Annotated in this window: 21 protein-coding genes; 14 read left to right on the top strand and 7 right to left on the bottom strand. The window is 73.9% G+C overall.

What is annotated here, in order from left to right; all coding sequences use genetic code 11:
* Positions 1-146: 146 nt before the first annotated feature.
* The 4 genes from ACF053_RS13460 (at position 147) to ACF053_RS13445 (ending at position 2,832) form a co-directional block, all read left to right on the top strand.
* Complete coding sequence (locus tag ACF053_RS13460; RefSeq protein WP_391953993.1) at positions 147-785, top strand: AIM24 family protein; 639 nt, start codon at positions 147-149, stop codon at positions 783-785.
* Positions 785-1,435 (top strand): AIM24 family protein, encoded by a 651-nt coding sequence (locus ACF053_RS13455; RefSeq protein WP_391953992.1) that lies wholly within the window; start codon positions 785-787, stop codon positions 1,433-1,435. The genes ACF053_RS13460 and ACF053_RS13455 overlap by 1 nt, the downstream gene beginning before the upstream one ends.
* Positions 1,432-2,226 (top strand): AIM24 family protein, encoded by a 795-nt coding sequence (locus tag ACF053_RS13450; protein WP_391953991.1) that lies wholly within the window; start codon positions 1,432-1,434, stop codon positions 2,224-2,226. The genes ACF053_RS13455 and ACF053_RS13450 overlap by 4 nt, the downstream gene beginning before the upstream one ends.
* Positions 2,227-2,355: 129 nt before the next feature.
* Complete coding sequence (locus ACF053_RS13445; RefSeq protein ID WP_391953990.1) at positions 2,356-2,832, top strand: MarR family winged helix-turn-helix transcriptional regulator; 477 nt, start codon at positions 2,356-2,358, stop codon at positions 2,830-2,832.
* A gap of 149 nt (positions 2,833-2,981) precedes the next feature.
* Here the strand turns inward: ACF053_RS13445 and meaB are convergent, their stop codons facing one another.
* Both meaB and ACF053_RS13435 read right to left on the bottom strand, forming a co-directional pair.
* A complete protein-coding gene (gene meaB, locus ACF053_RS13440) occupies positions 2,982-3,938 on the bottom strand; it encodes a methylmalonyl Co-A mutase-associated GTPase MeaB (RefSeq protein WP_391953989.1) in 957 nt (318 codons plus the stop codon).
* Between the two features lie 14 nt (positions 3,939-3,952).
* Entirely contained in the window at positions 3,953-5,164 is a 1,212-nt protein-coding gene (locus tag ACF053_RS13435) for an acetyl-CoA C-acetyltransferase (protein WP_391953988.1), read from the bottom strand.
* 149 nt (positions 5,165-5,313) lie between these two features.
* On the opposite strand from ACF053_RS13435, the gene mce reads away from it, so the two are divergent.
* The 7 genes from mce to ACF053_RS13400 all read left to right on the top strand — a co-directional run bounded on the left by mce (position 5,314) and on the right by ACF053_RS13400 (position 15,005).
* A complete protein-coding gene (mce, locus tag ACF053_RS13430) occupies positions 5,314-5,754 on the top strand; it encodes a methylmalonyl-CoA epimerase (RefSeq protein WP_391953987.1) in 441 nt (146 codons plus the stop codon).
* A gap of 177 nt (positions 5,755-5,931) precedes the next feature.
* Positions 5,932-9,987, top strand: a complete 4,056-nt coding sequence (gene scy, locus ACF053_RS13425; RefSeq protein ID WP_391953986.1) for a polarized growth protein Scy — start codon at positions 5,932-5,934, stop codon at positions 9,985-9,987.
* A gap of 115 nt (positions 9,988-10,102) precedes the next feature.
* Positions 10,103-11,041: a cellulose-binding protein gene (locus tag ACF053_RS13420; RefSeq protein WP_391953985.1), complete on the top strand. Its 939-nt coding sequence runs from the start codon at positions 10,103-10,105 to the stop codon at positions 11,039-11,041.
* A 147-nt stretch (positions 11,042-11,188) separates the two neighbouring features.
* On the top strand, positions 11,189-12,133 hold the full coding sequence (locus tag ACF053_RS13415) for an ABC transporter ATP-binding protein (protein WP_391953984.1): 945 nt from the start codon (positions 11,189-11,191) through the stop codon (positions 12,131-12,133).
* Positions 12,134-12,136: 3 nt separating this feature from the next.
* Positions 12,137-12,916: an ABC transporter permease gene (locus ACF053_RS13410; RefSeq protein WP_391953983.1), complete on the top strand. Its 780-nt coding sequence runs from the start codon at positions 12,137-12,139 to the stop codon at positions 12,914-12,916.
* A gap of 137 nt (positions 12,917-13,053) precedes the next feature.
* Positions 13,054-14,196, top strand: coding sequence for an ABC transporter ATP-binding protein (locus tag ACF053_RS13405; protein ID WP_391953982.1), 1,143 nt, complete (start codon positions 13,054-13,056; stop codon positions 14,194-14,196).
* Positions 14,193-15,005 (top strand): ABC transporter permease subunit, encoded by an 813-nt coding sequence (locus tag ACF053_RS13400; protein ID WP_391953981.1) that lies wholly within the window; start codon positions 14,193-14,195, stop codon positions 15,003-15,005. Before ACF053_RS13405 ends, ACF053_RS13400 begins: the two co-directional genes overlap by 4 nt.
* Positions 15,006-15,021: 16 nt before the next feature.
* Here the strand turns inward: ACF053_RS13400 and ACF053_RS13395 are convergent, their stop codons facing one another.
* Positions 15,022-15,360, bottom strand: a complete 339-nt coding sequence (locus tag ACF053_RS13395; RefSeq protein WP_391954105.1) for an ATP/GTP-binding protein — start codon at positions 15,358-15,360, stop codon at positions 15,022-15,024.
* Between the two features lie 312 nt (positions 15,361-15,672).
* Here ACF053_RS13395 and ACF053_RS13390 point away from each other — a divergent pair, with 312 nt between their 5' ends.
* Positions 15,673-16,707, top strand: coding sequence for an LLM class flavin-dependent oxidoreductase (locus ACF053_RS13390; RefSeq protein ID WP_391953980.1), 1,035 nt, complete (start codon positions 15,673-15,675; stop codon positions 16,705-16,707).
* Between the two features lie 106 nt (positions 16,708-16,813).
* On the opposite strand, the gene ACF053_RS13385 is transcribed toward ACF053_RS13390, so the two are convergent.
* Entirely contained in the window at positions 16,814-17,206 is a 393-nt protein-coding gene (locus ACF053_RS13385) for an SCO5389 family protein (RefSeq protein WP_058944540.1), read from the bottom strand.
* 218 nt (positions 17,207-17,424) lie between these two features.
* Here ACF053_RS13385 and nucS point away from each other — a divergent pair, with 218 nt between their 5' ends.
* Positions 17,425-18,096, top strand: coding sequence for an endonuclease NucS (gene nucS, locus ACF053_RS13380; RefSeq protein WP_391953979.1), 672 nt, complete (start codon positions 17,425-17,427; stop codon positions 18,094-18,096).
* A gap of 175 nt (positions 18,097-18,271) precedes the next feature.
* Here nucS and ACF053_RS13375 read toward each other — a convergent pair whose 3' ends face one another.
* The 3 genes from ACF053_RS13375 to ACF053_RS13365 form a co-directional block, all read right to left on the bottom strand.
* Positions 18,272-21,238: an ATP-binding protein gene (locus tag ACF053_RS13375; RefSeq protein WP_391953978.1), complete on the bottom strand. Its 2,967-nt coding sequence runs from the start codon at positions 21,236-21,238 to the stop codon at positions 18,272-18,274.
* 321 nt (positions 21,239-21,559) lie between these two features.
* Positions 21,560-21,883 carry an STAS domain-containing protein gene (locus tag ACF053_RS13370; RefSeq protein ID WP_028963801.1) on the bottom strand — a complete coding sequence of 108 codons (324 nt, stop codon included), beginning with the start codon at positions 21,881-21,883 and terminating at the stop codon, positions 21,560-21,562.
* Positions 21,884-22,026: 143 nt separating this feature from the next.
* Positions 22,027-22,875 carry a 3-hydroxyacyl-CoA dehydrogenase family protein gene (locus ACF053_RS13365; RefSeq protein ID WP_058943733.1) on the bottom strand — a complete coding sequence of 283 codons (849 nt, stop codon included), beginning with the start codon at positions 22,873-22,875 and terminating at the stop codon, positions 22,027-22,029.
* Positions 22,876-23,135: 260 nt separating this feature from the next.
* Between ACF053_RS13365 and ACF053_RS13360 the strand changes: the two genes are divergently transcribed.
* Positions 23,136-23,708, top strand: a complete 573-nt coding sequence (locus ACF053_RS13360; RefSeq protein WP_391953977.1) for a cob(I)yrinic acid a,c-diamide adenosyltransferase — start codon at positions 23,136-23,138, stop codon at positions 23,706-23,708.
* Positions 23,709-23,812 lie beyond the last annotated feature (104 nt).

Genomic DNA, 23,812 nt, shown 5'->3' with positions numbered 1-23,812 from the left:
AGCACCTTCTGCGCGGGGATCGATCTTGTGAATGGATGCACAAGCGTGCGCCCATTCTGTCAGGTGCGCCCCCCGGGACTCCATCAGGGGCGGCGACCCGCCCGGGGCGCTGTCCCCGGCCCGCCCGCGCCCGTTACGGTCTGTGCGTGGCAACCTTCCGACTCCAGGGCAGCAAAGCGCTCGCCGTCGACCTGGCCGGCGACGCCGTCAAGGCGAAGAACGGCGCGATGGTGGCGTACGAGGGCCAGATGGCCTTCAAGAAGATGAGCGGCGGCGGCGAGGGCCTCCGCGGCATGGTCACCCGGCGGCTGACCGGGGAGCAGATGGAGGTCATGGAGGTGAGGGGGCAGGGCACCTGCTACTTCGCCGACCGGGCCTCGGACGTGACCGTGCTGGGGCTCCAGGGCGACCGGCTGTGGGTCGAGGCGAGCAACCTGCTGTGCGCCGACGCCGGGCTGCGGACCGGTACGACCTTCACGGGGCTGCGCGGCGGCGCGAGCGGCAACGGCCTGTTCACGACGACCGTCGAGGGCTCGGGCCAGGTCGCGATCACCTCCGACGGCCCGGCCGTCGTGCTGCGCGTGACGCCGCAGCACCCGCTCGCGGTGGACCCGGGCGCGTACGTGGCGCACCAGGGCGACCTTCGGCAGACCTTCCAGTCCGGCGTCACCTTCCGCACCCTCGTGGGCGAGGGCGGTGGCGAGGCGTTCCAGATCCGGTTCGAGGGCGATGGGATCGTGTACGTGCAGCCGAGCGAGCGCAACACCGTGGGGGGCGACGTCTGATGCCGTTCCGGGAGATCAACTCCAAGATGGTCGAGGCCACCGTCGCCCCGGGGCAGCGGCTGTTCAGCCAGCGGGGCGCGATGCTGGCGTACCGCGGGGAGGTCACTTTCACGCCGAACACCGCCGGTGGCCAGGGCGGCGTCATGGCGATGATCGGCCGGCGCGTCGCCGGGGAGGCCGCGCCGCTGATGACGGTGGAGGGCGACGGCAAGGTCATGTTCGGGCACGGCGGCCACCACGTGCAGGTGATCCGGTTGACCGGGGACACCCTGTACGTCGAGGCGGACCGGCTGCTTGCCTTCGACGGGACCCTGGAGCAGGGCACGATGTTCATGGGCTCCCAGGGGGGCGTCATGGGCATGGTGCGCGGCCAGGTGACGGGGCAGGGCCTGTTCACCACGACCCTCAAGGGTCACGGCGCCGTCGCGGTCATGGCGCACGGCGGGGTGATCGAGCTGCCGATCACCCCCGGGCGGTCGGTCCACGTGGACCCCCAGGCGTACGTGGCCCACCACGGCGACGTGCGGAACAAGCTCTCCACGGCGCTCGGGTGGCGCGACATGGTGGGGCGCGGCTCGGGCGAGGCGTTCCAGCTGGAGCTGAGCGGCAGTGGCGCGGTCTACGTCCAGGCGTCGGAGGAGAAGCTGTGAGCCCGTCCGCGGTGTTCGACCCGTCGAACCTCCCGAGTGACGACAACGTCAACCCGTACACCTTCTGCGTGGAGCTCAAGGGCTCCCGGTGGTTCCTGCAGAAGGGCAAGATGATCGCCTACTACGGCGACATCGCCTTCAACGGCGTCGGGCACGGCGCCCTGGAGCGGCTGGTGCGCACGAGCTTCCACTCGCCGATGCACGCCGGCGACTGGGTCGTGGCCGAGGGCAGCGGCCGGATGCTCCTGGCGGACCGGGCCTTCGACGTGAACTCCTTCGACCTGGAGGACGGCAACCTCACGATCCGGGCCGGCAACCTCCTGGCCTTCGAGCCGTCGCTGTCGCTGAAGCAGTCGATCGTGCCGGGCTTCCTCACGCTGATCGGCACGGGCAAGTTCGTCGCCGCGTCCAACGGCGAGGTGGTCTTCATGGAGCCGCCGATCCGCGTCGACCCGCAGGCGCTCGTCGGGTGGGCGGACTGCCCCTCGCCCTGCCACCACTACGACCACGGCTACCTGCGGGGCGTCCTCGGCGGGGTGCGGGCGCTCACCGGGCTCGGTGGGGCGTCCGGCGAGGAGCACCAGTTCGAGTTCGTCGGCGCGGGCACGGTGCTGCTCCAGTCGACGGAGACGCTGCTGCCGGAGCAGGGCACCGGAACCGTCCCGCACGAGCCGGGCGTCCCGGGGGGCGGGGCGCCGCACACCGGACAGGGTTCCGGCCAGGGGTCGCACGGTGCGTCACCGCGCCTTCCCGGCCAGCTGGGGGACCTCCAGCGTCGCTTCGGGCTGTGAGCGGTAGTCTGCGGAGTGTGACGCGCTCGAACGCCTGCGCACGTGCGTGGTCGGACGAGGACGGGGGACGGGGAGCGAAGCGGCGTCACTACTTCGTCCAATATTCAACATTTTAGGTAGAATCCACATATGGAGACCGAGACGGCCACCCCGTGGCTGAGCGATGGCGAGCAGTGCGCCTGGCGCACCTATCTCGACGTCAACCGACTACTCACCTACCAGCTGGAGAAGGACCTCCAGCCGTTCGGCCTGACCTACAACGACTACGAGATCCTGGTGAACCTCTCGGAGTCGCCCGAGCGGCGCATGCGCATGAGCGACCTCGCCGCGGCGACCCTCCAGTCCAAGAGCCGGCTCTCCCACCAGATCACCCGGATGGAGAACGCCGGCCTGGTCCGACGCGAGAACTGCGAGTCGGACCGGCGCGGACTGTACGCGGTCCTCACCGACCAGGGCATGGAGACCATGCACAAGGTGGCGCCGCACCACGTCGAGTCGGTGCGCAGGCACTTCATCGACCGGCTGGCCCCCGAGGCGCTGACCGACCTCCACGCCTCGCTGCGGCCGATCGCGGAACACCTCCGCGGCCTGCGCGGCAAGCCCTAGCGGCCCCGCGCACCCGCGCACGACCCCGCGCTGCCCCGCGGGGCGCCTCTCCTCCCGGTGGGGGCCACGCCGACCGACCCTCCACGGGACCGTGACACGCGAAGGGCCCCGCCCCCCGATCGGGGGCGGGGCCCTTCGCGTACGCCCGCTCAGCGGCCCGTCAGGCCCGCCACGAGCTCGTCGGCGGCCGCGTACGGGTCGAGCTCGCCCGACACGATCCGCTCCGCCAGCGCGCCCAGGCGCCGGTCGCCCCGCAGGTCGCCGATGCGCTCGCGCAGCGCGGTGACCGCGATGGTCTCCACCTCGTGCGAGGCGCGGGCCCTGCGGCGCTCCGCCAGGACGCCGTGCTCCTCCATCCAGGCGCGGTGCTTCTCCAGCGCCTCCACGACCTCGTCGACGCCCTCGCCGCGCGCGGCGACCGTCTTCACGATCGGCGGCCGCCAGTCGCCCGGCGCCCGCGCCTCCCCGAGGCCGAGCATGTGGTTGAGCTCGCGCGCCGTGGCGTCCGCGCCGTCCCGGTCGGCCTTGTTCACCACGTACACGTCGCCGATCTCCAGGATGCCGGCCTTCGCCGCCTGGATGCCGTCGCCCATGCCGGGCGCCAGCAGCACCACCGACGTGTCCGCCTGCGAGGCGATCTCCACCTCGGACTGGCCCACGCCGACCGTCTCGACGAGCACCACGTCGCAGCCGGCCGCGTCCAGGACGCGGATCGCCTGCGGGGCCGACCACGCCAGACCGCCCAGGTGCCCGCGGGTGGCCATGGAGCGGATGTAGACGCCCGGGTCCGAGGCGTGCTCGGACATCCGGACGCGGTCGCCCAGCAGCGCGCCGCCGGAGAACGGCGACGACGGGTCCACGGCGAGGACGCCGACCCGCTTGCCCGCCCTGCGGTACGCGGAGACCAGCGCCGACGTCGACGTGGACTTGCCGACCCCGGGCGAACCCGTCAGACCGACCACGTACGCGCCGCCCGTCAGCGGGGCGAGGGCCGCCATCACCTCACGGAGCTGCGGGGACGCCCCCTCCACGAGCGAGATCAACCGGGCCACGGCCCGCGGCCTGCCCTCCCGTGCCTGGGCGACCAGTGCGGGGACGTCCACCATCTCGTACAGACTCCTTACTTCGCCGAAGCGCTCGGAACGCGGAGGATCAGCGCGTCGCCCTGGCCGCCGCCGCCGCACAGCGCCGCCGCGCCGGTCCCGCCGCCGCGCCGCCGGAGCTCCAGCGCCAGGTGGAGCACGATACGGGCACCGGACATGCCGATCGGGTGGCCCAGGGCGATCGCGCCACCGTTGACGTTCACCTTTTCAGGGGATACGCCCAGATCCTTCATCGACTGGACGGACACGGCGGCGAACGCCTCGTTGATCTCGATCAGGTCGAGGTCCGCCACGTCCATGCCCTCCTTCTTCAGGGCGTGCTGGATGGCGTTGGACGGCTGGGACTGGAGCGCGTTGTCCGGGCCCGCGACGTTGCCGTGCGCGCCGATCTCCGCGATCCACTCCAGGCCCAGCTCCTCGGCCTTGGCCTTGCTCATCACGACGACCGCGGCGGCGCCGTCGGAGATCTGCGACGAGGAGCCGGCCGTGATCGTGCCCTCCTTGGAGAACGCCGGGCGCAGCTTGGCCAGCGTCTCGGCCGTGGTCTCCGGCCGGATGCCCTCGTCCTTGGCGAAGAGGATGGGCTCGCCCTTGCGCTGCGGGATCTCCACGGGCGTGATCTCCGCCTCGAACAGCCCGTTCTTCTGGGCGGCCGCCGCGCGCTGGTGCGACAGGGCGGAGATCTCGTCCTGCTCGGGGCGGCGGATGCCGAGGCGGGTGTTGTGCCGCTCGGTGGACGCGCCCATGGCGATGTTGTCGAAGGGGTCGGTGAGGCCGTCGTACGCCATGGCGTCGACCATCTCGATGGCGCCGTACTTGTAGCCCTCACGGGACTTCGGGAGCAGGTGCGGCGCGTTGGTCATGGACTCCTGGCCGCCGGCGACGATCACGTCGAACTCGCCCGCGCGGATCAGCTGGTCGGCGAGGGCGATGGCGTCGAGGCCGGAGAGGCAGACCTTGTTGATCGTGAGCGCCGGGACGTTCATCGGGATGCCGGCCTTGACGGCGGCCTGACGGGCGGGGATCTGCCCGGCGCCCGCCTGGAGCACCTGCCCCATGATCACGTACTGCACCTGGTCGCCGCCGATGCCCGCCCGGTCGAGGGCGGCCTTGATGGCGAAGCCACCGAGGTCGACACCGGAGAAGGACTTCAGCGAGCCGAGCAGTCGACCCATGGGCGTGCGTGCGCCCGCGACGATGACGGAGGTGGTACCGGTCGTTCCAGACATGAGGACGATCCCCTTCCAGCCTGGGGGGGCTGCGGAGTGAACGAGGGTTTACCGCCAATGTACTGAGCGGTACTGCCCCCGGTCACCGGGCGGTCGGTGTGACGGCGCGCACGTTGCGTAACCACCCCGTGGAGCGCTGCACTGGTCGCATGCTCACCAGAATCGACCACATCGGGATCGCCTGTCACGACCTCGACGCGACCGTGGAGTTCTACCGCTCCACCTACGGCTTCGAGGTCTTCCACACCGAGGTCAACGAGGAGCAGGGCGTCCGCGAGGCCATGCTGAGGATCAACGGCACCTCGGACGGCGGCGCCTCCTACCTCCAGCTCCTGGAACCCACCCGCGAGGACTCGACCGTCGCGAAGTGGCTGGCCAAGAACGGCGAGGGCGTCCACCACATCGCCTTCGGCACCGCGGACGTCGACGGCGACGCGGCGGACATCCGCGACAAGGGCGTGCGGGTCCTCTACGACGAGCCGCGCCGCGGCTCCATGGGGTCCCGGATCACGTTCCTGCACCCCAAGGACTGCCACGGCGTCCTCACCGAACTGGTCACGTCGGCTGAGCCCGCCTCAGTGGAGCACTGACCTGACGGATTCCCGGCCCGGTAGAGTGGGCGGCTCCGGGCCGGGGCCGGGTCGGTGCCGCGCCACGGCGTCGTCGTCGGAAGCGTCGATCTGAGACCATTCCCCGGGGGTCCGTTCGCCGGCGAACGGTGCCCGTACGAAGAGAGTTCGCGACCAGGGGACGGATGGGACCGCGCAGTGCGGGGCTACGAACGCCAGGAGAGCCACCGGGCTGACGACGACCACCTTTCGCGGTTCGAAGCCGAGATGGACCGGCTGAAGACCGAGCGGGAGAAGGCCGTCCAGCACGCCGAGGACCTCGGCTACCAGGTCGAGGTGTTGCGCGCCAAGCTCCACGAGGCCCGGCGTGCCATCGCCTCCCGGCCTGCCTACGACAGCGCGGACATCGGCTACCAGGCCGAACAGCTGCTGCGCAACGCCCAGATGCAGGCCGAGCAGATGCGCACCGACGCGGAGCGCGAGCTGCGCGAGGCCCGCGCCCAGACCCAGCGCATCCTGCAGGAGCACGCCGAGCACCAGGCCCGCCTCCAGGCCGAGTTGCACCACGAGGCGGTGCAGCGGCGCCAGCAGCTCGACCAGGAGCTGGCCGAGCGCCGCCGGACCGTCGAGGCGCACGTCAACGAGAACGTGGCCTGGGCCGAGCAGCTGCGGGCCCGTACCGAGTCCCAGGCGCGGCGCCTGATGGAGGAGTCGCGCGCCGAGGCGGAGCAGGCGCTCGCCGCCGCCCGCGCCGAGGCCGCGCGGGTCGCCGAGGAGGCCCGCCAGCGGCTGGCCGCCGAGTCCGAGGCCGCGCGCGCCGAGGCGGAGGCGACGCTGCTGCGCGCCCGCCGGGACGCCGAGCGGCTGCTCAACGCCGCCTCCGCCCAGGCCCAGGAGGCCACCAGCCACGCCGAGCAGCTGCGCACGGCCACCGCCACCGAGGCCGAGCAGGCCCGGCAGCAGGCCACCGAGCTCAGCCGGGGCGCCGAGCAGCGCATGCAGGAGGCCGAGGAGCGGCTGCGGCTCGCCCGCGCCGAGGCCGACAAGGTCGTCGCCGCCGCCACCGAGGACGCCGCGAAGCGGCTCGCCGCCGCCGAGTCGGCCAACGAACAGCGCAGCCGTACCGCGAAGACGGAGATCGCGCGTCTCGTCGGCGAGGCCACCAAGGAGGCCGAGGCCCTCAAGGCGGAGGCCGAGCAGGCGCTCGCCGACGCCCGCGCCGAGGCGGAGAAGCTCGTCGCCGAGGCCGCCGAGAAGTCCCGCACCAAGGCGGCCGAGGACTCCGCCGCCCAGCTGGCGAAGGCCGCCCGCGCCGCCGAGGAGATGCTCGGCAAGGCGTCCGAGGACGCCCAGGCCACCACGCGCAAGGCGAGCGAGGAGGCCGAGCGGATCCGTCGCGAGGCCGAGGCCGAGGCCGACCGCCTGGTCGGGGCGGCCGCGGACACCGCCGACCAGCTGCGCGGCGCCGCGAAGGACGACACCAAGGAGTACCGCGCCAAGACGGTCGAGCTCCAGGAGGAGGCCCGCCGGCTGCGCGGGGAGGCCGAGCAGCTGCGGTCGGAGGCCGTCGCCGAGGGCGAGCGGATCCGCGCCGAGGCCCGGCGCGAGGCGCTCCAGCAGATCGAGGAGGCGGCCGGGACCGCCGAGGAGCTGCTGACCAAGGCGAAGTCCGACGCCGACGAGCTGCGCACCGCGGCCGCCACCGACAGCGAGCGGGTCCGCGCCGAGGCCATCGAGCGCGCGACCACCCTGCGCGCCCAGGCCGAGGAGGCCCTGGAGCGCACCCGCGCCGAGGCCGACCGGCTGCGCGCCGAAGCCGAGGAGCAGGCCGAGTCGGTACGGGCGGCCGCCGAGACCGCCGCGACCGCGCTGCGCGAGGAGGCCGAGCGCGGGGTCGCGGCGCGGAGCGCGGAGGCCGCCGAGGAGCTGGCCCGGCTCCACGAGGAGGCCGAGGCCCGCCTCACGTCGGCGGAGCAGACCCTCGCCGACGCCCGCGCGCAGGCCGAGGGCCTGCGCCGGGAGGCGGCCGAGGAGACCGAGCGGCTGCGCACCGAGGCGGCCGAGCGCCGGCGCACCCTCCAGGAGCAGGCCGAGCAGGAGGCCGAGCGGCTGCGCACCGAGGCGGCCGCGGACGCGTCGAACGCCCGCGCCGAGGCGGAGAACGCCGCCGTACGGCTGCGCGCCGAGGCGGCCGCGGAGGCCGAGCGGCTGCGCACGGAGGCGCAGGAGACCGCCGACCGGGTACGCGCCGAGGCCCAGGCCGCGGCCGAACGGCTCAAGACCGAGGCCGCCGAGGAGCTGGCGGCCGCGCAGGAGGAGGCCAACCGGCGCCGCCGCGAGGCCGAGGAGACCCTCGGCACCGCCCGCGCCGAGGCCGACCAGGAGCGCGACCGGGCCCGGCGGCAGAGCGAGGAGCTGCTGGCGTCGGCCCGCACCCGGGTCGAGGAGGCCCAGGCGGAGGCGCAGCGCCTCGTCGAGGAGGCGGACCAGCGCGCCACGGAGCTGGTCTCCGGGGCCGAGCAGACCGCGCAGCAGGTGCGCGACTCGGTGGCCGGGCTCCAGGAGGCCGCCGAGGAGGAGATCGCCGGGCTGCGGTCGGCCGCCGAGCACGCCGCCGAGCGGACCAGGACCGAGGCGCAGGAGGAGGCGGACCGCGTCCGCGCCGACGCCTACCAGGAGCGGGAGCGCGCGGCCGAGGACGCCGCGCGGGTCCGCGAGCGGGCGCAGGAGGAGACCGAGGCGGCGAAGGCGCTCGCCGACCGGACGGTCCGGGACGCCCTCGCGGAGGCCGAGCGCCTCAAGTCCGACAGTTCCGAGTACGCCCAGCGGGTGCGCACCGAGGCGTCGGACTCGCTCGCCGCGGCCGAGCAGGACGCGGCGCGGACGCGGGCCGAGGCCCGGGGCGACGCCAACCGCATCCGCTCCGAGGCGGCCACCCAGGCCGACCGGCTCGTCACCGAGGCGTCGAACGAGGCCGACAAGCTCGTCGGCGACGCCACGGCCCGTGCCGAGGCGATCGTCGGCGACGCGACGGGCGAGGCGGAGCGCGTCACCGCCCTGGCCTCCGAGGAGGCCGGCCGGCTGGCGGCCGAGGCGACCGCGGCGCTCGACGGGGCGCGCGCGGAGGCGGCCCGCCTGCGCGCGGAGGCCGAGCGGGTGAAGGCCGACGGCGAGACGGAGGCCGAGCGGCTGCGCGCCGCGGCGCGCGCGGACGCCCAGCAGCTGCGGGACGAGGCCCGCAAGGCCGCCGACCAGCGGCGCGCCGACGCCGCCGAGCAGGCGGACCAGCTGGTCGCGGAGGCGAGCGGCGAGGCCGAGCGGCTGCGGGCGGAGGCCGCCGAGACGGTCGGTTCCGCGCAGCGGGCCGCCGAGCGGCTCCGCGAGGAGGCCGAGCAGCACCTCCGGGAGGCCGAGGAGGTGGCCGAGCAGCTGCGCGCGGAGGCCCGCACGGAGGCGGACCGGCTGCTGGACGAGGCACGGGAGGCCGCCGACAAGCGGCGCGCCGACGCCGCCGAGCAGGCGGACCAGCTGGTGGCGAAGGCGCAGGAGGAGGCGCTGCGCGCCACGACGGACGCCGAGTCGCAGGCCGACACCATGGTCGGGGCCGCCCGCAAGGAGGCCGAGCGCATCGTGTCCGAGGCGACCATCGAGGGCAACGCCCTGGTGGAGAAGGCCCGTACGGACGCCGACGAGCTGCTGGTCGGCGCGCGCAGCGACGCCAACGCCATAAGGGAGCGCATGGAGGAGCTCCGGACGCGGACCGAGTCGGAGATCGAGGAGCTGCACGAGCGCGCCCGCCGGGAGGGCGCCGAGCAGGTGCGCGTCGCGGGCGAGCGGGCGGACAAGCTGGTGAAGGCCGCCGAGCAGCAGCTGGCCGAGGCGGAGGCGAAGGCCGAGGAGCTGCTCTCCGGCGCCAACTCGGAGGCGAGCAAGGTCCGTATCGCCGCGGTGAAGAAGGCCGAGGGCCTGCTCAAGGAGGCCAACCAGAAGAAGGCCGACATGGACCGCGAGGCGCAGCGCATCCGCGAGGAGGCGGAGGCGGAGGCCGCCCGTGTGGTGGCGGACGGACGGCAGGAGTTGGAGGTGCTCGTGCGCCGGCAGGGGGACATCCAGACGGAGATCTCCCGTGTCCAGGCGGTACTGGAGGCGTTGGAGTCCTTCGAGGCACCGACAGGCGGCGGCAAGGACGGCGGCGTGAAGGCCGGAGCGGCAGCCGGGAGTACCCGTTCGAGTGGCAAGTCAAACACCGACTAGGCCACTCAAAAGGCTGGACATTCTCCCAATCAAACGGTCATCCGCTCGATGACACGCCGCCTCGGCCCCTAGGATTCCCTCTAACACCTCACCGGTCTCATTCGACAGGAACCCCATGAGCGACACATCCTCCCCCTTCGGCTTCGAGCTCGTGCGGCGTGGTTACGACCGCGGTCAGGTGGACGACCGCATTACCAAGCTCGTCGCCGACCGTGACAGTGCTCTGGCCCGAATCACCGCTCTGGAAAAGCGCATCGAGGAGCTGCACCTCGAGACGCAGAACGCCCAGGCGCAGGTCAGCGACGCCGAGCCGTCGTACGCCGGCCTCGGCGCCCGCGTCGAGAAGATCCTCCGCCTCGCCGAGGAGGAGGCCAAGGACCTGCGCGAGGAGGCCCGTCGCGCCGCCGAGCAGCACCGCGAGCTCGCCGAGTCGGCGGCCCAGCAGGTGCGCAACGACGCCGAGTCGTTCGCCGCGGACCGCAAGGCGAAGGCGGAGGACGAGGGCGTCCGCATCATCGAGAAGGCCCAGTCCGAGGCGAACTCGCTGCGGTCCGAGGCGCAGAAGGACGCCCAGTCCAAGCGCGAGGAGGCGGAGGCGCTCTTCGAGGAGACCCGCGCCAAGGCCGCGCAGGCCGCCGCCGACTTCGAGACGAACCTCGCCAAGCGGCGCGAGCAGTCGGAGCGGGACCTGGCCTCGCGTCAGGCGAAGGCGGAGAAGCGGCTCGCGGAGATCGAGCACCGCGCCGAGCAGCTGCGCCTGGAGGCGGAGAAGCTGCGGACGGACGCGGAGCGCCGCGCCCGCCAGACGGTGGAGACCGCGCAGCGCCAGGCCGAGGACATCGTGGCCGACGCGAACGCCAAGGCGGACCGGATCCGCAGCGAATCGGAGCGCGAGCTGGCGGCGCTGACGAACCGCCGCGACTCCATCAACGCCCAGCTGACCAACGTCCGCGAGATGCTGGCGACGCTGACCGGCGCGGCGGTCGCCGCGGCCAACGTGCCGAGCGACGACGAGTCGACGACCCGCGGCGTCCCGGCGCAGCAGTCCCGCTGACACCCCGGCGCACGAGCCGCCGCGCCCCGGCGCGCGGCCGCCGCGCGACACGGTCCTGTTCCCCCGTGAGGACCGCCGCGCGCGTACTCCCGATGGCCCTCCGTCATTCAGGTGGCGGGGGGCCATCCGCTTCCGTAGCGTGGGCGCATGATCGAAGTAGAGGGCCTGACGAAGCGTTTCGGCACGAAGACGGCCGTCGATCGACTCTCCTTCACCGTCCGTCCCGGAATGGTCACGGGCTTCCTCGGACCCAACGGCGCGGGCAAGTCGACGACGATGCGCATGATGCTCGGCCTGGACGCCCCGACGAGCGGGACGGTGCGGATCGACGGGATGCGGTACCAGCAGCTCCAGGAGCCGCTGAAGTACATCGGCGCCCTGCTGGACGCCAAGGCGATGCACGGCGGGCGCAGCGCGTACCACAACCTGCTCTGCCTGGCGCAGGCGAACCGCATCCCCGAGCGACGGGTCGGGGAGGTGCTCGACATCGTCGGGCTGACGGCGGTGGCGCGCAAGAAGTCCAAGAACTTCTCGATGGGCATGGGGCAGCGGCTGGGAATCGCCGCCGCACTGCTGGGTGATCCACGGATTCTCATGTTCGACGAACCGGTCAACGGACTGGACCCCGAGGGAATTCACTGGATCCGCAATCTGATGAAACAGCTCGCGGCCGAAGGAAGGACGATCTTCGTTTCGAGCCATCTCATGAGCGAAATGGCGCTGACGGCGGATCACTTGATCGTCATCGGGCAGGGCAGGCTGATGGCCGACACGACGATGGCGGATTTCATCCAGCGGAATTCGCGCGCCTTCGTACGCCTGCGCACGCCGGAGCCGGAACGGGCCCGGGACCTCCTCCGGCGGGAGGGGATGACGCCGGTGGACGGCGCCGACGGGGCGCTGGAGATCGACGGGGCGTCGACGGAGCGGGTCGGCGAGCTGGCCGCGCAGCACGGCCTCGTCCTCCACGAACTGAGCGCCCAGCGGGCCTCGCTGGAGGAGGCCTTCATGCGCATGACCGCCGGAGCGGTCGAGTACCACGCACACACTGCCGCCCAGCCCCAGTGGGGCGCGGGCGTGAAGGGGGCCTGAACGATGGCATCGGTACCGGCGGTACTCCAGTCGGAGTGGACCAAGATCCGCACGGTCGCCTCGACGGTCTGGACGCTGGCGAGCGCCCTGGTCGTGACGGTCGCGGTCGGCGCGGGGCTGAGCGCGCTGACCCGGTCGCTCTTCGACGACCTGCCGGAGGCGGAGCGGCTGACCTTCGACCCCACGGTGGTCAGCTTCTCCGGGATGATGCTCGGCCAGCTGGCCATGGTCGTCTTCGGCGTCCTGGTCGTCGGCACGGAGTACAGCTCCGGCATGATCCGCACGTCGCTGGCGGCGGTGCCGCAGCGGGCGGCGTTCCTCTTCTGCAAGATCGCGGTGGCGGGGCTGCTCGCCCTGGCCGTGGGGCTGGTCACCAGCTTCCTGTCGTTCTTCGTCGGGCAGGCCCTCCTCGGTGAGCACAGCACGACGATCACCGAGGACAACGTGGCGCGCGCGGTGGTCGGCGGCGGCCTCTACATGGGGCTCATCGCGGTCTTCTCGATGGGTGTCGCGGCGATGCTGCGCTCCCCGCTGCTGTCGCTGGGCATCCTCGTGCCGTTCTTCTTCCTGGTGTCCCAGATCCTGGCGGCGGTGCCGAAGGCGAGGGAGGTCGCCCAGTACTTCCCCGACCAGGCGGGTTCCAAGATCATGCAGGTGGTCCCGGACGCCATGGGCCAGGACCCCGCCCCGTACGGGCCGTGGGGCGGGCTGGGGATCATGCTGCTGTGGGTGGTGGCGGCCCTGGTGGGCGGCTACGTGGTGCTGAAACGGCGCGACGCGTAGGTTGTGGACACGTAGGTTGTGGGGGGAGGCGGGAACCGCTGCGGCCGGATCCCCCTCTTACCTCCTACGGGTGCCCCCCGCGTCCCGTCCGCGGCGGCGGCGCCCCTTGACGAACCGACCTGTGCTGGGGCTGGAGAATGATCGAGGCTGTCCGCCTGACCAAGCGCTACGGCGCCAAGACCGCCGTCGACGACCTCTCGTTCCAGGTCCGCCCCGGCGTCGTCACCGGCTTCCTCGGGCCGAACGGCTCCGGCAAGTCGACGACGATGCGCATGGTCCTCGGTCTGGACCGGCCCACCTCCGGGCGGGTCACCATCGGCGGCCACCCGTTCCGGGAGCTGCCGAACGCCCCGCGCCAGGTCGGCGCCCTGCTCGACGCCCGCGCCGTGCACGGCGGCCGCACCGCCCGCAACCACCTCCTCGCCCTCGCCCAGCTCGCCGGGATCCCCGCGGGCCGGGTGGACGAGGTCCTGGGCGTCGTCGGCCTGCAGGACGTGGCCCGCAAGCGGTCCAACGGCTTCTCGCTCGGCATGGGCCAGCGGCTGGGGATCGCCGCGGCGCTCCTGGGCGACCCGCAGGTGCTGCTCTTCGACGAGCCGGTCAACGGCCTGGACCCCGAGGGCATCCTGTGGGTGCGCAACCTCATGAAGGCGCTGGCCGCCGAGGGCCGCACGGTCTTCGTCTCCTCGCACCTGATGAGCGAGATGGCCCTCACCGCCGACCACCTCATCGTCATCGGCCGCGGCCGGCTGCTCGCCGACATGAGCGTCCGTGAGTTCATCGCCGCCAACTCCGCCGGCTTCGCCCGCGTCCGGGTCCCCTCGGACGAGCCGGAGCAGCGCGAGAAGCTGACGGCCGCCCTCACCGGCGCCGGCGGCTTCGTCCTGCCCGAGCGCGACGGGGCGCTGCGCGTGACCGGGCTGGCCCTGTCCCGCGTCAGCGACCTGGCGCACGGCGCCGGGGTGCGGCTGTGGGAGCTCTCGCCGCACCAGGCGTCGCTGGAGGAGGCGTACATGCGGCTGACGCAGTCGGCCGTGGACTACCGCTCCACCGACGACCGGCTGGCCGAGCTCGGCCCGCTGCCGGAGCAGCAGCCGGTCGTCCCGGACGTCCCGCTGGAGGGCTGGTACGCGCCCCCGCCGCCCGACACGGGACCGTCCGGTCCCGCTGGCCCGTCCGGCGCACCCGGTCCCCCCGGTGCGCCCGGCCCGGGCGCCGGGCCCGGGAGCGGCGCCCGAGAGAGCCGTACGCACGAGAGCAGCACCGAGGACACCCGATGACCACCACCCCGTACACCTCCCCCATCCCCGTGCGCCGCGCCCACCTCGGGGACGCCATCGCCTCCGAGTGGACCAAGATCAGGTCGCTGCGGTCGACGGTCTGGACGCTCGGCGTCATGGTCGTGGTCGTCGCCGGGGCCGGGATCCTGCTGGCCGTGGCGATCGGCCGGATCCCGGAGGGCAGCGAGGTCGGCGGCAGCGCGCTGGACCTCGGCATGGTCGGGATGCTGCTCGGTACCGTCTGCGTGATCACCCTCGGCGTGCTGACGATCACCTCCGAGTTCGGCACCGGGATGATCCGCACGTCGCTGACGGCCTGCCCCAGCCGCGGCCGGGTGCTCGCGGCCAAGTGCATCGTCTTCTTCGGGCTCGTCTTCACCATCACCACGCTCGTCTCGGCGTTCACCGCCGCCGCGCAGTCGGCGGTCCTCGGCACGACCGGTGGCGCCACCACCGCGCAGTGGGTGCGCGCTACCGTCGGCGTGGGCCTCTTCATGGCCACCCTCGGCCTGCTGTCGCTCGCCGTGGGTGCCCTGCTGCGCCACTCGGCCGGGGCGATCACGACCGTGATCGGTCTCGTGCTGATGCCGTTCGTCCTGGCGATCGGCCTCTACGCCGAGTCCCTGGAAGGCCTGCGCACCGCGCTCCTCGAGTACTCCATCCCGAGCATGCTGGCGGTCATGTACAGCAGCGGCGCGATGGCCGGGGGCCCGGGGCCGACGGGCTGGCAGTCGCTGGGCATCATGATCGTGGTGACCGCCGTGGCGCTCGGCGGGGCGTACGCCGCCCTCGACCGCCGGGACGTGTAGCCGCCGGAGGCGTCCCCTAGTACCGGGGTGCGTTGCGGGACCGCTGCACCCGGGAGGTGCGGCGGTCCTTCGCGTTCCAGCACGCCTTGTGCCAGTGCCGGCGGTCGTCCACGCCGCCGTACTGCGGCCAGGCGACGACGTGGGCGACGCCCGAGGGGATCTCCTGGTCGCAGCCGGGGCAGCGGTAGCGCTTGCCCATCGCGCTCGACCCGGCGACGTGCCGCACCGACCACTCCTCGCCCTGCCAGGTCTCGGTCCGCTGGAAGCCGCCGTACCGGTCGCCGTCACCCGCGCCCGGGGGGTCGGGGTACTTCCCTCCGCCCCGCTTCGGGGGCTGGTTGCGGCGCGGGGACACGGAACACCTCACGGGGGCGCGGGTACGGGCTGCGGTCTCCGGTCCAGCCTAAGGGCCGCCCGGGGGGCGCCCGGCACGGCCCGGCGGGCGCCCCCGGTGCCGCACCGGGCGGAAGGCGCACGTCACGGCCGGGGGCCCGGGGCGCCGGCGGGGAGGGGCGGGCGGGGGCGCTCCCGGTGAACGAGTGCCCCCCACACAGAGGCGGTTAGCGGAAAATCGCAAGAACTCTCCGCGTGGCCGTTGCCTTTGGCACGTGTCAGGCGTTGTTGCCCGTGAGGGGAGCCGCGTCGGCCGGCAAGGAGGCATCAGGCGATGCGCGTGGGAACTTTCGTACTGGCGGCCCAGTTTCCCGGTCAGGGACACAGCGAGGCCCTGCACCGGGCCGTGCGGTCCGCCGAGGTCGCCGAGGAGGCCGGGCTGGACTCGGTGTGGCTGGCCGAGCACCACTTCGTGCCGTACGGCGTGTGCCCGTCGGCGATCACCCTGGCGGCGCTGCTGCTCGGCCGCACCCGCCGTATCCGGGTGGGCACGGCGGTCAGCGTGCTGCCGACGGCACATCCGGTGGCGCTGGGCGAGCAGGCCGCGCTGCTGCACATCACCTCCGGCGGGCGCTTCACCCTCGGGGTGGGGCGCGGCGGCCCGTGGGTCGACCTGGAGGTGTTCGCCGCGGGCCTGGAGGCCTACGAGCGGGACTTCCCCGACTCGCTCGACGTGCTGCTGCGCTGGCTGCGCCGCGACCGCGTCGGGGCGGACGGCCCGCGCCACCGCTTCCGGGAGGTGGCGGTCGTACCGCGGCCCGACGAGCTGATCGACGGGGCGGCGGCCCCGGAGACGGTCCTCGCCTGCACGTCGCCGAGGAGCGTGCGGCTCGCCGCCGAGCGCGGGCTGCCGATGCTGCTCGGCATGCACTGCGGGGACGACGACAAGGCGGAGATGACCGCCCTGTGGCGCCGTGAGGCGCTGGCCGCCGGGCACACGCCGGACGAGGTGGCGCGGATCGCCGATTGCCACGTCTCGGCGGGCGTGGCGCAGCTCGCGGACCACACGCCGGACGCGGCGGAGGCGCTGCTGAAGGCGATGCCGGGGTGGCTGAAGCAGGGGCTGGACGCCCACGTGACGGTGGACGGCCGGCGCCGTTCGATGCGCGACCCCGTCGCCTACACGGAGCTGCTCTGCCGACTGCACCCGGTGGGGACGCCCCGGCTGGCCGCGGACCGGCTGGCCGCCACGGCGGAGCGGACGGGCATCCGGCGGTTCGCACTGCTGGTGGAGGGCTCGGGTCAGGTCGCGGCGACGGAGGAGAACGTACGCCGCCTCGGCGCCGAGGTCCTGCCGCTGCTGGTGTGAGCGGCCCGCCGGCCCCGGCGGTGGACCTGCCCGATCGCCGACCTGCTGCCGCCCCTGCACCGATCACACCTCCCGGGTGATGCGGAGCGGCAACACGCGTGCGGCGTCAGCAGTCGCGCAGCTCGGCCGACTGGTTCAGCAGCTGGGCCCGGGCCGAGGTGAACCGGGCCAACCGCTCGTCGACCGACGGGTCGAGCGGGAACACCGCGACGCGGTGGCAGTTCTGGAAGGCCAGACGGACACCGAAGTGGCGCTCCAGCGCCCCCCGGATCGCGTCACTCGCGAGCGCACGCAGCAGCTGCCCACGCGCCTGCTCGTCCGGTGGGGGCGTCTGGTTGTCGGCGAACGCACCCCCGTCCACCTTCAGCCGCACCACCAGAGAGCTGATCATCTCCCATGCGAAGGGCAGGGAGGTCCGGACGCAGTCGACGAAGGCCGCTTCGTCGACCTCGCCTCGCTCGGCCTGCTCCAACAGCGCCGGTGAGACGTCGAGCGACATGGGTTCTCCTCTCGCGACCCCGCGGGGAGCGGGGTCTTACGGGCAGGGAAGGAGGAGCCCCCGTAGACACGCAGAGTGCACGAGTGACGACCTCCCGCTTCCACGGTATGCGCGCCGCCTTGACCGCACCAGGAGATTGGGACACAACAGGCCAGGGAATCACGGGCGTTTGGCACCGAATCGCGCGGAAGCGCATGCGTCGAGTAGCGTTGCCGACCATGCGTCTCGTCATCGCCCGCTGCTCCGTGGACTACGCGGGCCGGCTCACCGCCCACCTGCCCTCCGCTCCCCGTCTGATCCTGGTCAAGGCGGACGGCAGCGTCTCGATCCACGCCGACGACAGGGCCTACAAGCCCCTCAACTGGATGTCCCCGCCGTGCACCCTCAAGGAGGGTGACGGCGACTCCGCGGGCGTCTGGACGGTCGTCAACAAGGCGGGCGAGAAACTGATCATCACGATGGAGGAGATCCTCCACGACTCGTCCCACGAGCTCGGCGTGGACCCCGGTCTGATCAAGGACGGCGTGGAGGCGCACCTCCAGGAGCTGCTCGCCGACCGCATCGAGACACTGGGCGCGGGGTACACGCTGATCCGCCGGGAGTACCCGACGGCGATCGGCCCGGTCGACATCCTGTGCCGGAACGCCGACGGCGCCACCGTCGCCGTGGAGATCAAGCGCCGCGGCGAGATCGACGGCGTCGAACAGCTCACCCGCTACCTGGAGCTGCTGAACAGGGACCCGCACCTGGCCCCGGTGCGCGGGGTGTTCGCCGCGCAGGAGATCAAGCCGCAGGCCCGCGTCCTGGCGACGGACCGGGGCATCGACTGCGTGGTGCTCGACTACGACGCGCTGCGCGGCATCGAGGACGACAAGCTGCGGCTGTTCTGACGGCCCCGCCCGCGACGGGCGCGTGACGGCCCCCGGGCGGCTCCCGCCACCCGGGGGCCGTCGTGTCACGTTACGGGCCCCTCCCCCGCCCCGGACGCCCCCACCGCACGGACCGCCGCGTGCGGCGGTGCGGCCGCCGCACGAACGGCGGGTCCGGAGGCGCGGCGGCGGAAGGTCAGGCCGCGGTGCCCGCCGTGCCCGTCGCCGTGCCGGTGTCCGTGGGCGTGCCGGGTCCGGTGGCCGTGGACGACGCTCCGCCGCCGCTGTCGCCGCCGGAGCTGTCGCCCCCGCCGTCGCCGCCCGTGGTGCCGCCCGCGGCGCCGCCGGTGGTGGCCGGGTCGGTGGCCGTCTCCGTCGGGCCCGGGTCCGTGGCGGTGTCCGTCGGCTCCGGCGTGGTCGTCGTCGACCCGGACGGACCGGGGCTGGTCGTCGTCGGGCCGCCCGTGGTCGGGGAGCCCGACGTACCGGGCGAGGAGGAGGTGCCGCCGGTCGAGGGGCCGGTGCCGCCACCGGTGGGGCCGCCGCCGGGCTCCGACGGGTCGGTGCCCGGGGTGGACGGGTCGCCGGTCGAGCCGGTGGGGCCGGTGGCGCCGGGGCGGGCGGAGGAGCTCGGCTCGCCGCCGCCGGGCACGGCGGTGGAGCCGCCGCCCGTACCGCCGCCGGAGCCGCCCGTGGTGCCGTCGTCGGGCGTCTGCCCGTCCGAGTCGTCGACGCCGGTGCCGCCGGTGGCGCCGTCGCCCGCCGACTGCTCGGTGGTGACCTTGCCGCCCGGCGAGCCGCCCCCGCCGGTGCCGTCGCCGGAGGTGGCGCCGAGGGTGACGACGGTACCGAGGACGGCCGCGAGGAGGGCGCCCGAGGCGGCCGCGACGAGGTTGCGCCGGGCGCCGCTGAGCAAGGTGCCCCGCAGCCCCTTGCGGACGGGGCGGGCCTGCCGGGGGTCGTACGCGTACGTGCCGGCCGTCCCGGAGCCGGCGACGGCGCCGTGGGCCGACCCCGCGGCTGCCGTACGGCCGGTGCCGGTGCCGAAAGCGGTGCCTGAGCCGGGGCCTTCGCCGAACGCGGCGTCGAAGTCGGCCGCCGCGCTGGTCGCACCGCCGCCCGTGCCCGTACCGGAGGCGCCCGAAGCCACACCCGCGGCGCCGAGGCTGCCCGCGCCCGTACCGAAGGGGCGTCCCGCCGCCCCGGCCGCACCGAGACCGGCGGCGCCCGCCGCGCCCGCCGTGCCCGTGCCGCCGTCGCCGGTGGAGTCGCCCGCCGCGCCGGCCACGGCTCCCGCGCCGGGGGCCGGGCCGGGCCGGCCGGAGCCGGTACCGCCGTCGGCCGCACCCGTGGCGGGGGCGGCGCGGCCGGGGCCGGGGCCGAAGGCGCCGGCGAACGGCGCGGGCGGCTCGCCCTGGCGCGCCGCGGGCGGCTCACCGGCCGCCGTACGGCTTTCGCCGCCGCGCTCCCGGTCGGCGACCAGGGCGAGGGCCCGCCGCCCGGCGACCGTGCCGCGCTTGTCGGCGAGGGCGCCGCGCAGGCCGATGGAGGCCTCCAGCGCGGCGCGCGCCCGGTCGAGGTTGCCCTGGCACAGGGCGAGGACGCCCAGCTCGTGGTGGAAGTACGCCTCTTCGGCGACCTCGCCCGCGAGGCGGGCCGCGGCCTGGCCGGAGCGCAGCGCCCGTTCCCAGGCGCCCCAGTGGAGCGCGGCGGCGAGGGCGGGCGCCGCGCTGCGGGCGAGGAGCACGGCGGCGCTCGCGTGGCCGGCCTCCTGGCTGGAGGAGAGCACCTGCAGCGCGGCCAGTACGGCGTCGGCCTCGGCCGCCACCCGCTCGGGGGCGACCGACGGGTGGCCCGCCCACCAGGCGTAGTGCTGCGCGGCGGTGTGGGCCCGGGTCAGGGCACCCTCGCCGTAGCCGTGTTCGACGAGCTGCTCGGTGATGCCGGCGGCCAGCCGGTGGCGCGGGCCCACCGGGGTGAGCAGCCCGCAGCGGACGAGCTCCCCCAGCGCGGCGTCGGCGTGGGTGTCGCCGACGAGGGCCGGCAGGTGCGCCTGGTGGGGCAGCTCGCCGCCCAGGGCGACGGCGAACCGCAGGGTGTCGCGGGCGGCCTCGGAGAGCCGGGAGGCGAGCAGCGCGGCGGGAGCGGCCGCTTCGGCGAGGCTGGGCAGGGGGTGGTCGTGCAGGTCGGTGAAGACGCTGTCGCCGGCGTCGTCCGCGTCCCCGGACGGCGGGGTGCGCAGGGTGTCGCGCTGCCGCAGCAGGGCGGCGGCCTGGACGAAGCGCAGCGGCAGCCCCTCGGACTCGAACCAGAGGTCGCCGGCCCAGTTCGCCTCGTCGTCGGTGAGGGGCCGGTCCACGACGTGTTCGAGGAGTTCGAGGGTGGTGCTCCGGTCGAGGCCGGTGAGGAAGACCTCCTCGACGGCCGCGTCGGGGGACGGGGCGGGCGTGTCGGGCGTCGCGGCGAGGAGGAAGGCGCACTCGGGCGCGGCGTCGAGGAGGTCGTCGAGCGCGGCACCGCCGAACTCCAGGTCGTCGACGAGGACGACGGCGCCGATCTCGCGGACGAGGGCGAGCAGCCCGGCGCGGTCGGGCCGGTGGCCGGGCGTGTGGTGGACGGCCGCGAAGAGGTCGTACAGCACGTCGGCGGAGGTGCGGCGGTGGCCGGACAGCCGTATGACCCCGTCGGGGGCGAGGTCGGCGCAGTCGGCGGCGACCGCGTCGAGGAGGCGGCTGCGGCCGGAGCCGGCCGGGCCGGTGAGGCGTACGGAGCGGCCGCGGGAGAGCAGCCGGACGAGCCGCTCGCGCTGCTCGTCGCGTTCCAGCAGGGGCGGGAGGGGGTCGGCGGGGCCCGCCGGTACGGGCGGGGCGGCGGCGCGGTCGCGTTCGGCGCGCTCTTCGGGGGTGCGCCGGGCGGGCGGCTCCGGCCGACGGCCGGGCGGGCAGCGCTCGATCTCGCTGCCGTCGACGGGGTTGACGGTGAGCAGCAGGTCGCCGGTGACGAGCTGGGCGGTGCGGGCGGGGGCGGGTCCCTTCCCGGCGGCGAGCGGGGCGGGGAGGTCGTCGCGGGAGGCGCGCGGGCGTGCGGCGTCGCCGCCCTTGCGGGCGCCGTCGTCGGCGGGATCGTGGTCGCGGTCGTCCGGCAGCGGGTTCATCGGGTCCATGGTGAAGCCCCCAAAAGCGTGGTGCGGCGAAGCCCCTCCCGGCCGGTGTGCACGCGCGGCGTCGCTTCTGGTCCGGTGCCCGCCGTGTGGGTCCGTCGATGGGCAGACGTCCGAAACCCTAGACGCTGGCCCGGCCGCCCGGAACAGCCGGGGTGCCGGCCGCCCAAGACATCACGGTCTCATGAGGATTGGGCAGCTGGATCCGGGTGGGGTGGTTTGCTCCGGCATGTACCTGTACGTGTAGGCGTACGGGCCGGACGGCGGGTGGTGGGCCCGTACGGCGGGCCCGGCGGGCGGTCCGCGCGGCGGTCCGGGCGGACGTCAGACGCGGGGCAACGATTCGGCGGCGAGCCCGCCTTCGATGGCGAGGATGCGGTGCAGCCGGGTCGCGACGAGGAGGCGCTGCATCTGGGGCGGTACGCCCCGCAGGACCAGGCGGCGGCCGCAGCGGCCCGCCCTGCGGTGCGCGCCCATGATGACCCCGAGTCCCGTGGCGTCCCAGGAGTCGAGGCCGGTCAGGTCGAGCACCAGGTCACCGGCCCCGTCGTCGACGGCCGAGTGCAGGATCGTACGGGCGTCCGCCGCGCTGCGGACATCGAGGCGGCCCCCGACGACCAGCTCGGTGTGGTCGCCCCTGATGTGCATATGCGCTCCCCGAGAGTGCTGTGCTTGTCCGTCACGTCTTTCTGTTGCAAGAACTGACTCCGACGTCAGCCGAGCAGTTGCGCCTTGTAAGCGAACCGAGACCGAATTCACCCCGAGGGGTGAGGGCGGGTGGTGCGGCGCGGTCAGTACTTGTAGAAGCCCTGCCCGCTCTTGCGGCCGATGTCACCGGCGTCCACCATCCGGCGCATCAGCTCCGGCGGGGCGAACTTCTCGTCCTGGGACTCCGTGTAGATGTTGCCGGTGGCGTGCAGCAGGATGTCGACGCCGGTGAGGTCCGCGGTGGCGAGCGGTCCCATGGCGTGGCCGAAGCCCAGCTTGCACGCGATGTCGATGTCCTCGGCGGAGGCCACGCCGGACTCGTGCAGCTTCGCCGCCTCGACGACGAGCGCGGAGATGAGCCGCGTGGTGACGAAGCCGGCGACGTCGCGGTTGACGACGATGCAGGTCTTGCCGACGGACTCGGCGAACGCGCGGGCCGTGGCGAGGGTTTCGTCGCTCGTCTTGTAGCCGCGGACCAGCTCGCAGAGCTGCATCATCGGGACGGGCGAGAAGAAGTGGGCGCCGACGACCCGCTCGGGGCGCTCGGTGACCGCCGCGATCTTCGTGATCGGGATGGCGGAGGTGTTGGACGCGAGGACCGCGTCGTCCCGGACGAGCTTGTCCAGGGCGCGGAAGATCTCGTGCTTGACCTCGAGCTTCTCGAAGACGGCCTCGACCACGATGTCGGCGTCGGCGACGGCGTCGAGGTCGGTGGTCGTGGTGATGCGCGCCAGGGCGGCCTCGGCGTCGGCGGCGTCCAGCCGGCCCTTGGCGACGAACTTGTCGTACGACGCCTTGATGCCGTCCGTGCCGCGGGTGAGGGCGGCGTCCGTGACGTCGCGCAGCACGACGTCCCAGCCCGCCTGGGCGGAGACCTGAGCGATGCCGGACCCCATGAGTCCGGCGCCGATGACGGCGAGCTTCCTGGCCACGATTCGTCCCCTTAACACGCGTTCACTTTTCGTTTCTCCGGCGGGAGATTACTGCCCGGGAGGGGTGCTGTGGGCGGTGAAGAGATGCGCGTCACGTCTCGGATGACGGACATCACACCGGAACGGGCCGTCGCGTGAGCGTATCGCGCGCAGACCCAACCTACCGGGCGGTAGCCCCCTGTCGTACACGGACCGGTACCGGTCGTGACGCACGGCACACACGTCTGCCGCGGTGGGCGCCACGTCACTAGGCTTAACGCATGGTCAACCTGACGCGCATCTACACCCGCACCGGCGACAAGGGCACGACGGCGCTGGGCGACATGAGCCGCACCGCCAAGACGGACCTGCGGATCGCCGCGTACGCCGACGCCAACGAGGCCAACGCCGTCATCGGCACGGCCATCGCCCTCGGCGAGCTGCCCGAGGAGGTCGTCAAGGTCCTCGTCCGGGTGCAGAACGACCTGTTCGACGTGGGCGCGGACCTGGCGACCCCCGTGGTCGAGGAGCCGGAGTACCCGCCGCTGCGGGTGGAGCAGTCGTACGTCGACAAGCTGGAGGCGGACTGCGACCGGTTCCTGGAGGACCTGGAGAAGCTGCGCTCCTTCATCCTCCCGGGCGGCACTCCGGGCGCGGCGCTCCTGCACCAGGCGTGCACGGTCGTCCGGCGCGCCGAGCGCTCGACGTGGGCGGCGCTGGAGGTGCACGGCGGGACGATGAACGCCCTGACGGCGACGTACCTCAACCGCCTGTCGGACCTGCTGTTCATTCTCGCGCGGACGGCCAACAAGGAGCTGGGCGACGTCCTGTGGGTCCCCGGCGGAGAACGCTGACCCCCGAACCCGACCCCGCCCCCGACGCCGACCACCGCGGCGCCCCGCCCGGCCGGGGGTCCGGGGGTCGCCCCCGGAAAGACACAGCATTCTCGCGCGGACGG

The sequence above is a fragment of the Streptomyces kanasensis genome (assembly GCF_043077165.1).
Classification (GTDB): domain Bacteria; phylum Actinomycetota; class Actinomycetes; order Streptomycetales; family Streptomycetaceae; genus Streptomyces; species Streptomyces changanensis.
This window is presented reverse-complemented; position numbering and strand designations above follow the sequence as displayed.